Raw genomic sequence first — 15,030 nt, forward strand, 5'->3', positions numbered from 1 at the left:
TTGCACCATCAATTTGATTATATAATGAAGAAAATACTGTTTATCATGATAGCTTTTGCCGCTGTTCTCAGTAGTTGTAATGACTATGAGACCTACGGCGATAAGAAGGAAAAGGAGCGTAACGCTATTGCTAAGTTCATTTCCGACTCTTCTATTGTTGTTATTACCGAAGATCAGTTCAATCAGCAGGGTTATACCACAAATCTGTCACGTAATGAGTTTGTTAAGTTCGACAAGAGCGGTGTTTACATGCAGATTGTTCGTGAGGGATGTGGCACTAAGCTGCAGGATGGTGAGACCACTCGTTTGGTATGCCGATTCTCTGAGTTCGATATTCTTGATGATACAACTACGGTGTGCAACAATAATCCATCACTGTACTATTATGGCCGTTCGGTTGTGGCTCTGCCTGATATCATTCAGGTAACACGTACCAGTGGCTCTTTCAGTGCTTCGTTCGAGAGTGGCATCATGTATAAGGTTTATGGCAGTGCTTCGGTTCCTTCTGGTTGGTTGGTTCCACTGTCGTATATCAAGGTGGGGCGTCCTCAGTCGGCTACAGATGACTGTGCAAAAGTGCGTATTATTGTTCCTCATTCTCAGGGGCATGCCACTGCGTCGAGCAATGTTATTCCGTGCTATTATGAAATAACATATCAACGAGAATCATAACGATTTATTTAGTTAATTAATATGACACTTATCAAATCTATTTCCGGTATCCGCGGTACTATTGGCGGACGTACTGGTGACACACTTAATCCATTAGACATTGTAAAGTTTACTACTGCCTATGCCCAGTTTATTGGAGGCAAAAAAATCGTAGTTGGCCGCGATGGCCGTATCTCGGGCCTGATGGTTCGCAACGTTGTTGTTGGAACCTTGATGGGTATGGGCTACGATGTAATAGATATTGGCTATGCAACTACACCAACTACAGAGTTGGCTGTACGTATGGCTGGTGCCGATGGTGGTATCATTATTACCGCATCTCACAATCCACGTCAATGGAATGCCTTGAAGCTACTTAACAGCGAGGGTGAGTTCCTGACTGCTGCTGATGGTGCAGAAGTGCTCCGTATGGCTGAAGCCGAGGACTTTAACTATGCCGAGGTAGATCATTTGGGCACTTGTACTGTTGATGATTCATTTAATCAGCGTCATATCGACTCAGTGCTTGCACTCAAACTTGTTGACCGCGAGGCTATCAGCAAGCGCAAGTTCCGCGTTTGTGTTGATACCATCAACTCTGTAGGTGGCATCATCCTGCCCGATTTGTTTAAGGCACTTGGTGTAGACTACGAGATACTTAACGGCGAGTGTACTGGCGACTTCGCTCATAACCCAGAGCCCCTTGAGAAGAATCTCCAGGGTATTATGGATAAGATGAAGCAGGGTGGTTTCGATCTTGGTATCGTTGTTGATCCCGATGTTGACCGTTTGGCCTTTATCTGTGAAGACGGAAAAATGTTCGGCGAGGAGTACACCCTGGTTTCAGTAGCCGATTATGTGCTCAGCCACACCGTAGGTAATACCGTTAGCAATCTCAGTTCAACCCGTGCTCTGCGCGATGTTACTGAGAAGCATGGTGGCAAGTACACAGCTGCTGCAGTAGGCGAGGTGAATGTTACCACCAAGATGAAGGAGGTAGGAGCTGTTATCGGTGGTGAGGGTAATGGTGGAGTGATCTATCCCGAGAGCCACTATGGTCGTGATGCCCTCGTAGGTATCGCTCTGTTCCTCAGCAGTCTGGCTCAGAAGGGCTGTAAGGTTAGTGAGCTCCGTGCCACTTTCCCTGAATATCAGATTGCCAAGAACCGTATCGACCTCACTCCAGAAACCGATGTAGATGCTATTCTGGTTAAGGTTAAGGAGATGTTTGCAAAAGATAACTCAGCTGTAGTTAACGATATCGACGGTGTTAAAATCGATTTCCCTGATCGTTGGGTACACCTTCGCAAGTCTAACACCGAGCCCATTATCCGTGTTTATAGCGAGGCTCAGACCATGGAGCAGGCCGACGAGTTAGGCAAGCAGTTGATGCAAGTAGTTTATGACATGCAGTAATATGAAAAAGATTCTCGTAATGATTGTTGCCGTTATGGCAATTGTATCTTGTGCTACATCCGAGGAGCGTGCAGCCCGTCAGGCTGAGAACCTCAAGATGGTAAAAGCCAGTGTTGGCAGTCAGCAGTATCGCATCAGCGTCACCTCTATGACTCCCATGCGTGGCACCAGTAAGACCATCATGGGCCGTTGGCTCAAGATCGATGGTAATCAGATTGATTGCAGTCTGCCCTACGTAGGTCGCGAAGACATCCCCCACATGAAGACACGTGGTGAGGTACGTATGGACTCAAAGATTGAGTATCGTGGTGAGGTGCAGAACTATCTGCTGCAGTATCAGCCTAAAAAGAAGTGCGGTATCATCACCTTCAAAATCAATTATTCAGGCGATGACTATCAGTTCCGAATCATCGTCGATAACACCGGTACTGCCAGCATCCACCTTACTCCTGAAGATCGCGACTACATCGATTACCAAGGTTCAGTTAGCAATCTGTAAATTAACGATGTTTCTTAACAAACGATAGCCCGGCCTGTAGGCCGGGTATTTTTTTTGTCAACTTGATGAGCGCCCTGTTCGTTTTGTTATCTTCCATGGCACCCAGCATCTTTAAGGCATTCATCAGTTTATCGATGTCAATCAGAAACATCAGTTTTTCGCCATCCTGGTGCGTAGTGATGTCGGCTGTCATCACGTTTTTAATGCCTAATATCAGTCTGTCGCCGTTTACCAGCCATACTCCCTGAGCCTTATGGCCTACGATATCGCGCTCGAACGTGCCATTCTGGTGGAAGGTAAACTTTGTATTCTTGGGGGTGATATGGCATTTCTCCAGATAGTTGTTTAGCATTTTTTCCAGTTGCGTTGTCGTGGCATTTTCCACCATTCTAAACAGCACGTTCCCCTTCGTGGCATATACCGCTGGCTCACAATATATCCAGGTCCCTACCAGCGAGTCGGCTTCGGCTCGTTTCACCTTAAAGGCATCCGAAACAGTGTTGTAGGCATTCTTTACCGAGCCTGCCTTCAAGCCCGACTTCACGCTGTCAACCACCATGTTAATGTCTTGAGCAGCTGCTGTACATGTCATCAGCAGCATAGCACCCACAAATATTTTTCTTAGATTCTCCATCATGTAATAATTCCTATAGTATGGTTTCAGTCTGCAAATATACAATAATTATTTGTAACTAGCAATAATTCAGATGCTTTTTGCGCGTTTTTTAACAAGCAAACTACTTGAGATCATAAAAGGAGGATTATGCATATTTTGTATCTCAAAACAGTTTTGGCGTGTGTTAGGTGTTAAAAAGGCCACGTTTTTAACACCTAATTGTGGATTTTCTAACACCATTTGCGATTTTTGAACATTTTATTTCATTTTTTTTTGTAATCTTTTGCCTGTTTTGGTGTAAAAACTACCCGCATTAGAATCAAGTAATTAACAAAATAAAGAAAGCATGAAGAAACTTTTACTGAATCTACTCTTAATGCTCACCGCCACGACGGCTACGGCTGAGGTGGCGCCCTTCTATGCATTTCACTATTCGATCCCGACATGATGGATGCTGCAACTGTACGGCAAAGATGCATCAAAGTTGCATCAAAGTTGCGCCAAAGTTGCACCAAAGTTGCGCCAAGGTTGCTATACTCACGTGCGTACTTATAATTTGCGCGCGTGAAATATAGATATATATAGATATAGAAATAGAAAAAGAAAATAAAGAAAAAGGCAGGCTTGCGTGTGTCTTAACGACACGCAGCCTGATGCATATGACTCCCCCGTAGGCCCCCTTGGCCAGAATTTTTAGCATGCGCGTAGTGCTTCTACAAAAGCATAGGTTTTGCACCTCGAAAGCATAGCTTTCACCCTCCAAAAGCATAGCTTTCATTATGCGAAAGCTATGCTTTTATTCATTGCAATTTGGCTAACTTTTTTGTGGTATTTTATTTTGTAATCTTATTAAATATTTGTAACTTTGCCGGCGAATTGGCAAATCAACATAATGAGAGAAGCAAGATACTATATAGTGGCAGGACATGGGTTCTGCGTGGAGGCTGAGGCGGAATGCTTTCAGTTGATGGAGAACTATGAGGTGTTTAGGGTTGCAAGTGCGCCTGAACAGCTGTTTAGCCTGACTATTGGTCAGGGCGAACGGCCTGAGTATTCGGAGGAGTTTAGGCAGCGAGCAGTGGGTTACCGACCGTCTTGACTCCATGCAGCAGCGACTGCGTAGCAATGTGATGCGTCGACTGAAGTTCACCGTAGTGATGCGCCTGATAATGGGATGCGTGTTCGGCCTTGGCTATATGTTGGCCTTTGTGTGGGGCGGACTGCAGTTGCGCTCGGGCGCCATCACGTTTGGTGTGATGACATCGTTCCTGCAGCTGGTGGGTATGATTCAGCACCCCATACTGCAGCTGCTTAACATGGTGCCAACGGTGATACATACCACTGCCAGCATCGACAGGCTGGAGGAGCTAACAGCCTCTTCCACCGTTCAGCCGCATTTCTTGGACAAGCCAAGCGGCAAAGCCGAGCGGCAATGCGGCTGCACTGATAGGCGGATTTGCAATTCGCAAAGCGTTACCTTCACCGACGTCAGCTTCCGCTACGCCTCGGGCGACCGCGAGATTCTGTCGCACTTCAGTCATGAGTTCAAGTCTGGCACCAAGACTGCCATCATGGGCGAGACAGGCATTGGAAAGACAACGCTGTTCCGACTCATCCTGGGCTTTATCACGCCAACAGAAGGACGTGTGCAGGTGGGCAGCGAGCCCTGCTTTGTGCCGCAGGGCAACACGCTGATGAGCGGCACCATACGCTATAACCTGCAACTGGCTAAGCCCGATGCTACCGACGAGGAGATGCTGAAGGCGCTGCACACGGCATGTGCCGACTTTGTGCTGGAGCTTCCCGATGGTATCGACACCGAACTGGGCGAGCGTGGCGGCGGACTGAGTGAGGGGCAGGCACAACGCATAGCCATAGCGCGTGGACTGCTACATCCGGGCGATATCATGCTGCTGGACGAGATAAGCAGCTCGCTCGATGAGCCTACAGAGCGAGAACTCTACGGTCGTCTTTTTGCTGCTCATCCCAATACCACTATGATTTTTATCACGCATCGTCCAACGGTTAGTGAGCTTTGTGATGAGATCATCACTCTTTCGTAACCAAAAAAGAAAATAATCTGCCAATGTGGCATAATATGAAACCGTGTCAGGGTTTGGCACGGTTTTGGCAGATGTTGTGGCAGAAATTAAAGTTAAATATAAAAATATAAAGTTATTATGAACATCAAACCATTAGCAGACCGTGTGTTGGTATTGCCAGCACCTGCAGAAGAGAAGATCGGCGGTATTATTATTCCTGACACCGCTAAGGAAAAGCCACTCCACGGAACTATCAAGGCCGTAGGACAGGGCACAAAGGACGAGGCTATGATACTGAAAGAGGGCGATGAAGTGCTCTATGGTAAGTACTCTGGTACTGAGCTCGAGTTTGAGGGAACAAAATATCTGATGATGCGTCAGAGTGATGTACTCGCAGTGATCGAAAAATAAATGTTTAATAAGGCCTACGGATTCTTGGACGAGCCAAGCGGCAAAGCCGAGCGATACAGATTATACGAATTAATATAGAAATAGAAAATCCGATAAATCCGTAAAATCCGTAGGAAATATAAAAAATAAAACTATGGCAAAAGATATTAAATTCAATATTGACGCCCGCGATGCTATGAAGCAGGGCGTTGACCAGTTGGCAAACGCAGTAAAGGTAACACTTGGTCCTAAGGGCCGCAATGTGGTTATCGAAAAGAAGTTCGGTGCTCCTCAGATTACTAAGGACGGTGTTTCTGTAGCAAAGGAGATTGAGCTCGAGGATAAGTTCGAGAATACAGGTGCTCAGCTCGTTAAGAGTGTAGCATCGAAGACTGGCGACGATGCTGGTGACGGTACAACAACTGCTACCATCCTGGCTCAGGCTATCGTAGCCGAGGGCTTGAAGAATGTTACTGCCGGCGCTAACCCTATGGATCTGAAGCGCGGTATCGACAAGGCAGTGAAGGCTGTAACCGAGCACATCGCTAAGAGCGCTGAGCAGGTGGGCGACAACTACGACAAGATTGAGCAGGTAGCTACTGTATCTGCCAACAACGATAAGGAGATTGGTGAGCTGCTGGCTGAGGCTATGCGCAAGGTTAGCAAGGACGGTGTTATCACCATTGAGGAGAGCAAGAGCCGCGATACTCATATCGGTGTTGTTGAGGGTATGCAGTTCGACCGTGGTTACCTTTCAGCTTACTTCATCACCGACAGCGAGAAGATGGAGTGCGTGATGGAGAACCCATACATCCTGATCTACGACAAGAAAATCTCGAACATCAAGGACTTCCTGCCTATCCTGCAGCCTGCTGCTGAGAGCGGACGCCCATTGCTGGTAATCGCTGAGGATGTTGACTCTGAGGCTCTGACCACACTGGTTGTAAACCGTCTGCGTGGTGGACTGAAGATATGTGCTGTAAAGGCTCCTGGCTTCGGCGATCGTCGTAAGGCTATGCTCGAGGATATCGCTACTCTGACTGGTGGCGTAGTTATCAGCGAGGAGAAGGGCTTGAAGCTTGAGCAGGCTACACTCGAGATGCTGGGTACCTGCGACAAGGTAACTGTATCAAAGGATAACACCACTATCGTGAATGGTGCTGGCGACAAGCAGGCCATTCAGGATCGTATTGCTCAGATCAAGAAGGAGATTGAGAATACAACCTCATCATACGATAAGGAGAAGCTGCAGGAGCGCCTGGCTAAGTTGGCCGGTGGTGTAGCAGTGCTTTACGTAGGTGCTAACAGCGAGGTTGAGATGAAGGAGAAGAAGGATCGCGTTGACGATGCTCTGTGCGCTACCCGTGCTGCCATCGAAGAAGGTGTTGTAGCTGGTGGTGGTACAACCTACATCCGTGCTCAGGAGGCCCTGGAGGCTGTAAAGGGCGACAACGCCGACGAGCAGACTGGTGTTAACATCATCCGTCGTGCTATTGAGGAGCCTCTGCGCCAGATTGTTACCAATGCCGGTGGCGAGGGTGCTGTAGTAGTACAGAAGGTTCGCGAGGGTAAGGGTGACTTCGGTTACAATGCCCGTCTCGACAAGTACGAGGACCTGCGCGAGGCAGGAGTTATTGATCCAGCCAAGGTGGCTCGTGTAGCTCTGGAGAATGCAGCAAGTATCGCAGGCATGTTCCTGACTACTGAGTGCCTGATTGTTGACAAGCCTGAGAAGGAGCCTGCCATGCCAATGGGTGGTGCTCCAGGAATGGGCGGAATGATGTAATTTTGCAAACTTAGCATAACAAATTAGGGGATGGATTTTAGAATCTATCCCCTTTTTTAGTTATTTTAAAATAAATACCTCATTTTTATGCTGGAAAGTTTTGTGGATTAAATGAAAACCCGCTAATTTTGCAACCGCAAATAAAAAATTTTTTTGATTTGTTTTAGTAGATTAGTTTTTAAGTAGTTTGTTTTTGGAACTGGCTGTCGTGATGACAGTCAGTTTTTTTTGAGTTTTTCGCCGAAAATGTTTGTAGTATTAGAAAAAGTTACTATCTTTGCAATCTGTTACGTAACCAATTAATTGACATTTATGAAGCAATTTCTAAAAATGACACTTGCCACTATCTGTGGTATTGTAGTTCTGGGGCTGGTAATGACATTGTTCTTTACCATCTCTTTGGTAGGTATGCTGGCTAGCGATTCGGCTTCTACTAAAGTTAAGGAGAACTCAGTTTTTGTAATTAAACTAAATGGATCGATCAACGAGCGCGCTGAGGCAGGAACACCGTTTGATGACCTGCTGGGACTTGGCGGAGAAGGCTCTATGGGGCTGGACGACCTGGTGACCAGCATCCGTAAGGCTAAGGACGAAGAGAACATCAAGGGTATCTATATCGAAGGCGGTGAAGCCAGTTTCGACAGTCCTGCTACAACACAGCAACTGCGTGATGCTCTGAAAGATTTTAAGAAGAGTGGCAAGTGGATTGTGAGCTATGCCGACGATTACTATCAGTCTTCATACTATGTAGCTACCGTGGCAGATAAAATCTATCTGAACGGCGAGGGTTCGATTGATCTTCGCGGTCTTGGTGGCAAGGGCGAATATTATAAAGGACTGTATGACAAGCTTGGCATCAAATATATGGTGGCCAAGGTGGGTAAATATAAGAGTTATGTAGAGAGTAACACCCAGACAGGTATGAGCGAGTACGACCGCGAACAGCGTGAGGTGCTCTACAAAGGCATCTGGAACCATATGCTGAAGGAGATGGCCGAGGGTCGTAAGATTAAAGCCGCCAACCTGGATCAGTTGGTGAACGACAGTCTGCTGGCATTTGCTGCTACCGAAGACTATGTGAAGGCTAAGCTGGTAGACAAGATTATGTTCCCAGAAGAAATCAAGGACGAAATTAAGCAGCGCCTGAAGTTGGATAAGGACGACGATATTGAGCAGCTGACACTGGCAGACATGCTGAATGTGAAGTCGAAGAAAAAGGAGAAGGGCGACAAGATCGCTATCTACTATGCTTATGGTAGCATTGTTGATAACGAGGCTATGAATATGCTCGATGGCGGTGGCCACTGCATTGTTGGTAAGACTACGGCCGAGGACCTGCGTAAGCTGGCCGAAGATGACGACGTGAAGGCCGTTGTGTTCCGTGTAAACTCTGGTGGCGGTAGCGCTGTGGCATCAGAATATATCCGTCATGCCATCAAGCTGGTGAAGGCTAAGAAGCCTGTTGTGGTATCTATGGGTGGTGCTGCTGCATCGGGTGGCTACTGGATTAGCTCGCCTGCCAACTATATCATTGCCGAACCAACTACCATCACTGGTAGTATCGGTATCTTCGGATTGATTCCTAACTTCAGCGGACTGGTTACCGATAAGCTGGGTGTGACCTTCGATGGTGTGAAGACCAATAAGTTTGCTGACTATGATACTGAGTTGGTTGTAGGTAAGAACAACGAAGAGATCATGGCGAAACTGCAGAATAATATCAATCGCGGTTATCAGAACTTCCTGAATGTAGTGGCCGAAGGTCGTGGCATGAAGCCTGAGCAGGTGAACGAGATTGCTCAGGGACGCGTATGGCTGGCTACCGATGCCATCAAGATCAAACTGGTGGATAAGCTTGGAAGCCTTGATGACGCCGTAAAGAAGGCTGCTGAGCTGGCTAAGCTCGACGAGTATCATACGGCAGCTTATCCTGGAGAGGTAAGCTGGCTTGACAACCTGCTGTCGAAAGATAACAAGGGGTCATATCTTGATGCAGAGCTCCGCGAGCTTCTGGGCGATGCCTATCTGCCACTGATGCAGATTCGTAACGACATCAAGAACAATAGTCGCATTCAGGCTCGTATGCTTGAAGATATCCGCATGAAGTGAAGAGTGAATAGTGAATAGTGAATAGTGAAGAGTGAATAGTGAGAGTTGAAGGCGACTTTATAACAATCAATAAGAAACTGCTGGCGCTGAGCTGGTTATACGGCTTGGGAGTTGGTATCAGAAACATCCTCTTTGAGATGGGGGTGCTGAAGAGCCGTTCGTTTAAGACTCCTGTGATTTCGGTAGGAAATATCACCGTGGGCGGAACTGGTAAGACGCCGCATGTGGAATATCTGATCCGACTGATGAAGGACAAGATGAATGTGGCAGTGTTAAGTCGTGGATACAAACGAAAGAGCAGTGGCTATGTCCTCTCAGATAAGGATACCCCTATGCGAATGATAGGTGATGAACCCTATCAGATCAAGCATAAGTTCCCCGATATTACAGTGGCAGTTGATAAGAAACGCACCCGTGGTATCAAAAATCTTACTGAAGAGGGTAACGGACTTGATGTTGACGTTATATTGCTCGACGATGCCTTCCAACACCGTTACGTGAAACCTGGTATCAACATATTGTTGGTAGACTATCACAGACTAGTGATATACGACAGACTGCTGCCGGCAGGAAGACTGCGTGAACCTGTAAGGGCAAAGGACAGGGCTGATATAGTGATTATTACGAAATGTCCGAAGGACTTGAAGCCGATGGAATTCCGTGTCATCACCAAGGCCATGAAACTGTATCCATATCAGCAGTTGTTCTTCTCATCGCACGATTACGATGCGCCAAGGGCGGTGTTTAAGGATGTGGCCAAGCAGAATGAGCTTGAGGAACTTAATGCCCTCGACGGCAAGAACATCATGCTACTTACAGGCATTGCCTCGCCTGAGCAACTGATGCACGACCTGAAGGAGCTGAAATCGCAAATCACTCCGCTTACGTTTGGCGATCATCATAACTTCAGCAAAAAGGATGTGGCAAATATCAACAACACTTTTGCATCGATGGTTGAGCCAAAGATTATTTTAACCACCGAGAAGGATGCTACCCGACTGGTGGCTGTAGAAGGACTGAGCGATGAGGTGAAGAGCAGCTTGTTTGTTCTGCCCATGCGCATAGTCATTATGCAAGGACAAGAGGAAGAATTCAACAATAAAATATTAGGCTATGTATACAAAAATTCAAGAAACAGCATCCTGGCTAAAAGAAAGAATGACCACAAGTCCCAAAACAGCGATAGTACTGGGAACAGGTCTCGGACAATTAGCTTCAGAAATAACTGATAGATACGAGTTTCCATATCAGGAGATACCAAATTTCCCAGTGTCAACCGTAGAGGGACACTCAGGCAAGCTTATCTTTGGTAAGCTGGGTGGTGTTGACATCATGGCAATGCAGGGCCGTTTCCACTTCTACGAGGGCTACTCGATGAAGGATGTAACGTTCCCCGTGCGTGTGATGTACGAGCTGGGCATAGAAACCCTGTTCGTGTCGAATGCTGCCGGCGGTATGAATCCTGATTTCAAAATCGGCGACCTGATGATTATCACCGATCATATCAACTTCTTCCCCGAGCATCCGCTGCGTGGTAAGAACTTCCCAACAGGTCCAAGATTCCCAGATATGCACGAGACTTACGACCACAACCTGATAGCTGAGGCCGAAGAGATAGCTAAGGAAAAGGGAATCAAGCTGCAGCATGGCGTGTACGTAGGTGTGCAGGGCCCAACCTTCGAGACCCCAGCCGAATATAAGATGTATCGCATATTGGGTGGCGACGCCGTTGGTATGTCGACCGTACCCGAGGTGATTGTGGCACACCATTGTGGCATCAAGACCTTTGGCATATCGGTGATTACCGATCTGGGCGGATTTGATGTACCCGTAGAGGTTAGTCATGAAGAGGTACAGGAGGCTGCTAACATGGCACAGCCACTGATGACTGCCATTATGCGCGAGATGATAGCAAGAGCCGAGAGTATTGAGGCTCATAACAAGGAACAATTTAACACTGCTCATCCTACTGAAGAATGGAAATCGCAAAAATAGGAGAATTCGGTCTGATAGACAGACTAACAAAAAACATTGAGATTAAGAACGACAGTACCAAGAAGGGTGTTGGCGACGATTGTGCCGTGCTGAGTTATCCCGATAAGGAAGTGCTGGTGACAACCGACATGTTGATGGAGGGCGTGCACTTTGACCTTACTTATATAGACCTGAAGCATTTGGGATATAAGTCGGCTATGGTCAATATCAGCGACGTGTTCGCCATGAACGGTACTCCAAAGCAGATGACGGTATCACTGGCCATCAGCAAGCGCTTCTCGGTTGAGGATATCGAGGAGTTTTATAGCGGACTTAAGCTGGCTTGCGATAAGTGGGGTGTAGACGTGATTGGCGGTGACACCACATCATCGTATACAGGTATGGCTATCAGCATCACCTGTATCGGCGAGGCGGCTAAAGAGGATATTGTGTATCGCAGTGGCGCCAAGGATACAGATTTGATATGCGTTAGTGGCGATCTGGGTGCAGCCTATATGGGATTGCAGCTGCTGGAGCGCGAGAAAAGCGTGTACTACCAGCAGGTGGAAGAGGCTAAAAAGAAGAACGATAAACGTGCGCTTGAAGAGTTGTCGCACTTCCAGCCTGATTTCAGTGGTAAGGAATATCTGCTTCAGCGACAGTTGCAGACAGAGGCTCGTGGCGACATCATTAAGAAGTTGCACGAGGCTGGCATACGTCCTACAGCTATGATGGACATCAGCGATGGATTGTCGTCAGAGCTGATGCACATCTGTAAGCAGAGTGGGGTAGGTTGTCGTATCTACGAAAAGAACATCCCTATCGACTATCAGACAGCCGTTATGGCCGAAGAGATGAATATGAACGTGACTACTTGTGCCCTGAATGGTGGCGAGGATTACGAATTGTTGTTCACTGTTCCCATAGGCGATCACGAGAAAATTGAGCAGATTGACGGCGTTAAGCTGATTGGTCATATTACCGACGAAAAGTTCGGTCAGGTGCTTGTATCCCGTGATAATCAGGAGTTTACGTTGAAAGCACAGGGGTGGAATCCATTGACATAGCCCCTAGGCATTCCCCCTCCTGAGTAGGAGGGGATAGGGGTGGTCTGAAAAATAATTTGTAAAAAAGCGTTAAAAAGTTTGGTGGGTTCAAAAAATAGTCGTACCTTTGCACCCGCAAAACAACGAAAGGATGTTTGCAAAACGAATTTGAAATGTTGGTGCCTTAGCTCAGTTGGTAGAGCATCGGACTGAAAATCCGTGTGTCCCCGGTTCGATTCCTGGAGGTACCACTCCTCCTTTCATTAGCCCGGTCTTGCAGTAATGCAGCCGGGTTTTTTCGTATTTGTACATTTTAATGTTTAATGTTCAATGTATAATGTAACATGGGAATAGTTATTGGTATCGATGTGGGTATTTCGACCACAAAAATCGTAGGAATCAAAAATGGTAAGGTGTCAGCACCTATCAGTATTACTGCTGCCGATCCTATCACATCACTATTTGGTGCATTTGGTAAGTATCTGCACGATAACGATATCGACCTGAAAGATGTAGAGCAGGTGATGCTTACAGGTGTAGGCGCTGCATATATCGATCAGTCTATCTACGGACTGCCAACTGCAAAGAGTCAGGAGTTTATTGCCGACGGACTTGGCGCCCGCTTCGAGTCGAAGCTCGACCATACTATTGTTGTGTCGATGGGTACTGGTACATCGTTTGTTAAGTGCGACGGCAACGATATGCGCCATATTGGAGGTATCGGCGTTGGGGGCGGTACGTTAGCAGGTTTGGCCCGCATCATGCTTAACACAAGCGATATTAAGCAGGTGGCCACCATGGCTAAGCATGGTAATATCCGTAATATCGACCTTACTATCGGCGACATCAGTGCTATTCCTGTACCTGGACTGACGATGGATACTACCGCATCTAACTTTGCCAATGCTCAGAGCGATGCTTCTAAGGAAGATATTGCTGCAGGACTGATACACATGGTGCTGCAGTCAATTGGGTCGGCTGCTTGGTTGGCTTCGATAGGTAGCGATATCCGCGACTTTGTGCTGATTGGTAATCTGTCATTGCTGCCACAGTGTAAAGAGGTGTTTCCTGCGCTGGAATCGCTCTATCACATCCGATTCCATATTCCGAAATACTCACAGTACTGCACCGCCATCGGTGCCGCACTTGATTACACCATCAATAAGAAGTAAAACAGTTACCTTACGGTTTCATTCAGATTCCTTTTCAGGAAGAATGTGCGTGTGGCCAGGAAGAATGTGGCCACACCTGTGGCGTTTACGGCTACAACAGTCCAGAAAGCGGCACTGTAGCCTAGCAACTCTGATACGATTCCACCAACAAGTATGCCGAGTCCCATACCTATATCCCACGATATGAGTATGGTACTGTTGGCTGTGCCTCGTTGGTTATTATGAGCCACATTAATAGTCATATTCTGGAATGCGGGCCACATATGGCCGTTACCAAGACCGATGAGTATGGCTGAGCCGTAATAGCCGATGTAAACAAGAAGCGAGGAAGGAGTAGGGAGGAGTGAGGATACTGTTGGCAGCAGAATGAAAATGGTGTAGCCCACTAACGAGATGACCATCCCCTCGGCAGCGTTGTGAGTGACGCGTCCGTTGCGCAGGGCTTTGCCGCCTTGTAGGCGTGAGAGTATCAATCCTATCGAGCAAAGCATGAAGTATGTGCCGGTGCCACCTGTAATGCCCATCACCTCTTTACCATAGATAGCTAAATAGTTGCTGAGAACACCGAAGCTGAAGCCGAAGGCCACCATGTTCAGTCCGAGCAACCATCCACGAATCAGGAAAAAGCGGTCTAATGACAACTTTGATGGTGCGTTGGTGCATGGGCGTTTTTCAATCTTAACCGTAGAGTCTACCAGCCAGCCTAAGCAGGCTACAATGAATGCTAGCCAGAACAGGAATTCGAAGCTGTGGGTGAGCTGATAGATAAAGATACCGATGGTTGGCGCTATGGCCATTGCCAGGTTGTTGCTCAGTCCGTAATAGCCAATGCCTTCGGTACGCCTGCTGCTTGGCAGCACATCGATGGCTACCGTTGAATTTGCCACTGTTAGCGCTCCGAATGGTCCGCCATGCAATGTGCGCACAATGGTGAACAACAGTAGGGTTGAGGCTGCCAGATAGCCGGCAAAGACGATGGCGAACGCGCCGAAAGCAATCATCAGTACCATCTTGCGTGGAAACGAGTCAACCACATATCCGCTGAACGGACGGAACAACAGTGCGGTAATCGTATAGCCCGAAAGTACCAGTCCAATAACGTCCTTGGTGGCGCCGAAGTGCTCGCTAAGATATAGCGGTAGCAACGGTGTCAGTATGTAGAAGGCGAAGAACAGCGTGAAGTTTGCTGTCATCACCTTGCAATAGTTCCTGTTCCAAAGTCTTTCCATATTTGGGTGCAAAGGTACACTTTTTCGGTCGGTAATCGGTCAAAGTAACGTTAACATTATATAATAAATAGGTGTACGAATATACTTTCGACTGTCTGTT

General features: G+C 47.2%; 14 protein-coding genes and 1 tRNA gene. 13 read left to right on the forward strand and 2 right to left on the reverse strand.

Annotation, left to right across the window (positions count from 1 at the left end; genetic code table 11):
- Positions 1 to 24 precede the first annotated feature (24 nt).
- The 3 genes from BUB86_RS05815 to BUB86_RS05825 are packed head-to-tail and all read left to right on the forward strand — an operon-like array spanning position 25 to position 2,566.
- Positions 25 to 672: a DUF4827 domain-containing protein gene (locus BUB86_RS05815; RefSeq protein WP_073206867.1), complete on the forward strand. Its 648-nt coding sequence runs from the start codon at positions 25 to 27 to the stop codon at positions 670 to 672.
- Between the two features lie 21 nt (positions 673 to 693).
- Positions 694 to 2,067: a phosphoglucosamine mutase gene (gene glmM, locus BUB86_RS05820; RefSeq protein WP_073206869.1), complete on the forward strand. Its 1,374-nt coding sequence runs from the start codon at positions 694 to 696 to the stop codon at positions 2,065 to 2,067.
- A gap of 1 nt (position 2,068) precedes the next feature.
- A complete protein-coding gene (locus BUB86_RS05825) occupies positions 2,069 to 2,566 on the forward strand; it encodes a DUF4251 domain-containing protein (protein WP_073206872.1) in 498 nt (165 codons plus the stop codon).
- Position 2,567: 1 nt separating this feature from the next.
- On the opposite strand, the gene BUB86_RS05830 is transcribed toward BUB86_RS05825, so the two are convergent.
- Positions 2,568 to 3,203, reverse strand: coding sequence for a lipocalin-like domain-containing protein (locus BUB86_RS05830; RefSeq protein WP_073206875.1), 636 nt, complete (start codon positions 3,201 to 3,203; stop codon positions 2,568 to 2,570).
- Positions 3,204 to 4,074: 871 nt separating this feature from the next.
- Here BUB86_RS05830 and BUB86_RS05840 point away from each other — a divergent pair.
- The 10 genes from BUB86_RS05840 (at position 4,075) to coaW (ending at position 13,701) form a co-directional block, all read left to right on the forward strand.
- Positions 4,075 to 4,281: a hypothetical protein gene (locus BUB86_RS05840; protein ID WP_073206881.1), complete on the forward strand. Its 207-nt coding sequence runs from the start codon at positions 4,075 to 4,077 to the stop codon at positions 4,279 to 4,281.
- Between the two features lie 4 nt (positions 4,282 to 4,285).
- The gene (locus BUB86_RS05845) at positions 4,286 to 5,245 is read left to right on the forward strand and encodes an ATP-binding cassette domain-containing protein (RefSeq protein ID WP_073206883.1); all 960 of its coding nucleotides are present in this window, start codon (positions 4,286 to 4,288) and stop codon (positions 5,243 to 5,245) included.
- Positions 5,246 to 5,362: 117 nt separating this feature from the next.
- Complete coding sequence (locus BUB86_RS05850) at positions 5,363 to 5,635, forward strand: co-chaperone GroES (RefSeq protein ID WP_028907353.1); 273 nt, start codon at positions 5,363 to 5,365, stop codon at positions 5,633 to 5,635.
- 133 nt (positions 5,636 to 5,768) lie between these two features.
- Positions 5,769 to 7,400 carry a chaperonin GroEL gene (gene groL / locus BUB86_RS05855; protein ID WP_073206886.1) on the forward strand — a complete coding sequence of 544 codons (1,632 nt, stop codon included), beginning with the start codon at positions 5,769 to 5,771 and terminating at the stop codon, positions 7,398 to 7,400.
- A gap of 312 nt (positions 7,401 to 7,712) precedes the next feature.
- Complete coding sequence (sppA, locus tag BUB86_RS05860) at positions 7,713 to 9,509, forward strand: signal peptide peptidase SppA (RefSeq protein WP_073206889.1); 1,797 nt, start codon at positions 7,713 to 7,715, stop codon at positions 9,507 to 9,509.
- 38 nt (positions 9,510 to 9,547) lie between these two features.
- Entirely contained in the window at positions 9,548 to 10,738 is a 1,191-nt protein-coding gene (gene lpxK / locus BUB86_RS05865; protein ID WP_073206894.1) for a tetraacyldisaccharide 4'-kinase, read from the forward strand.
- Positions 10,668 to 11,504 (forward strand): purine-nucleoside phosphorylase, encoded by an 837-nt coding sequence (locus BUB86_RS05870; protein ID WP_254795105.1) that lies wholly within the window; start codon positions 10,668 to 10,670, stop codon positions 11,502 to 11,504. Before lpxK ends, BUB86_RS05870 begins: the two co-directional genes overlap by 71 nt.
- Positions 11,486 to 12,550: a thiamine-phosphate kinase gene (gene thiL, locus BUB86_RS05875; RefSeq protein ID WP_073206899.1), complete on the forward strand. Its 1,065-nt coding sequence runs from the start codon at positions 11,486 to 11,488 to the stop codon at positions 12,548 to 12,550. Before BUB86_RS05870 ends, thiL begins: the two co-directional genes overlap by 19 nt.
- A 157-nt stretch (positions 12,551 to 12,707) precedes the next feature.
- A tRNA-Phe gene (locus tag BUB86_RS05880) sits at positions 12,708 to 12,780 on the forward strand.
- 93 nt (positions 12,781 to 12,873) lie between these two features.
- Complete coding sequence (coaW, locus tag BUB86_RS05885) at positions 12,874 to 13,701, forward strand: type II pantothenate kinase (protein ID WP_073206901.1); 828 nt, start codon at positions 12,874 to 12,876, stop codon at positions 13,699 to 13,701.
- Between the two features lie 5 nt (positions 13,702 to 13,706).
- Here coaW and BUB86_RS05890 read toward each other — a convergent pair whose 3' ends face one another.
- Positions 13,707 to 14,930 carry an MFS transporter gene (locus BUB86_RS05890; RefSeq protein ID WP_073206903.1) on the reverse strand — a complete coding sequence of 408 codons (1,224 nt, stop codon included), beginning with the start codon at positions 14,928 to 14,930 and terminating at the stop codon, positions 13,707 to 13,709.
- Positions 14,931 to 15,030: the final 100 nt, after the last annotated feature.

It is taken from the genome of Xylanibacter ruminicola, assembly GCF_900142525.1.
Classification (GTDB): Bacteria; Bacteroidota; Bacteroidia; order Bacteroidales; family Bacteroidaceae; genus Prevotella; species Prevotella ruminicola_A.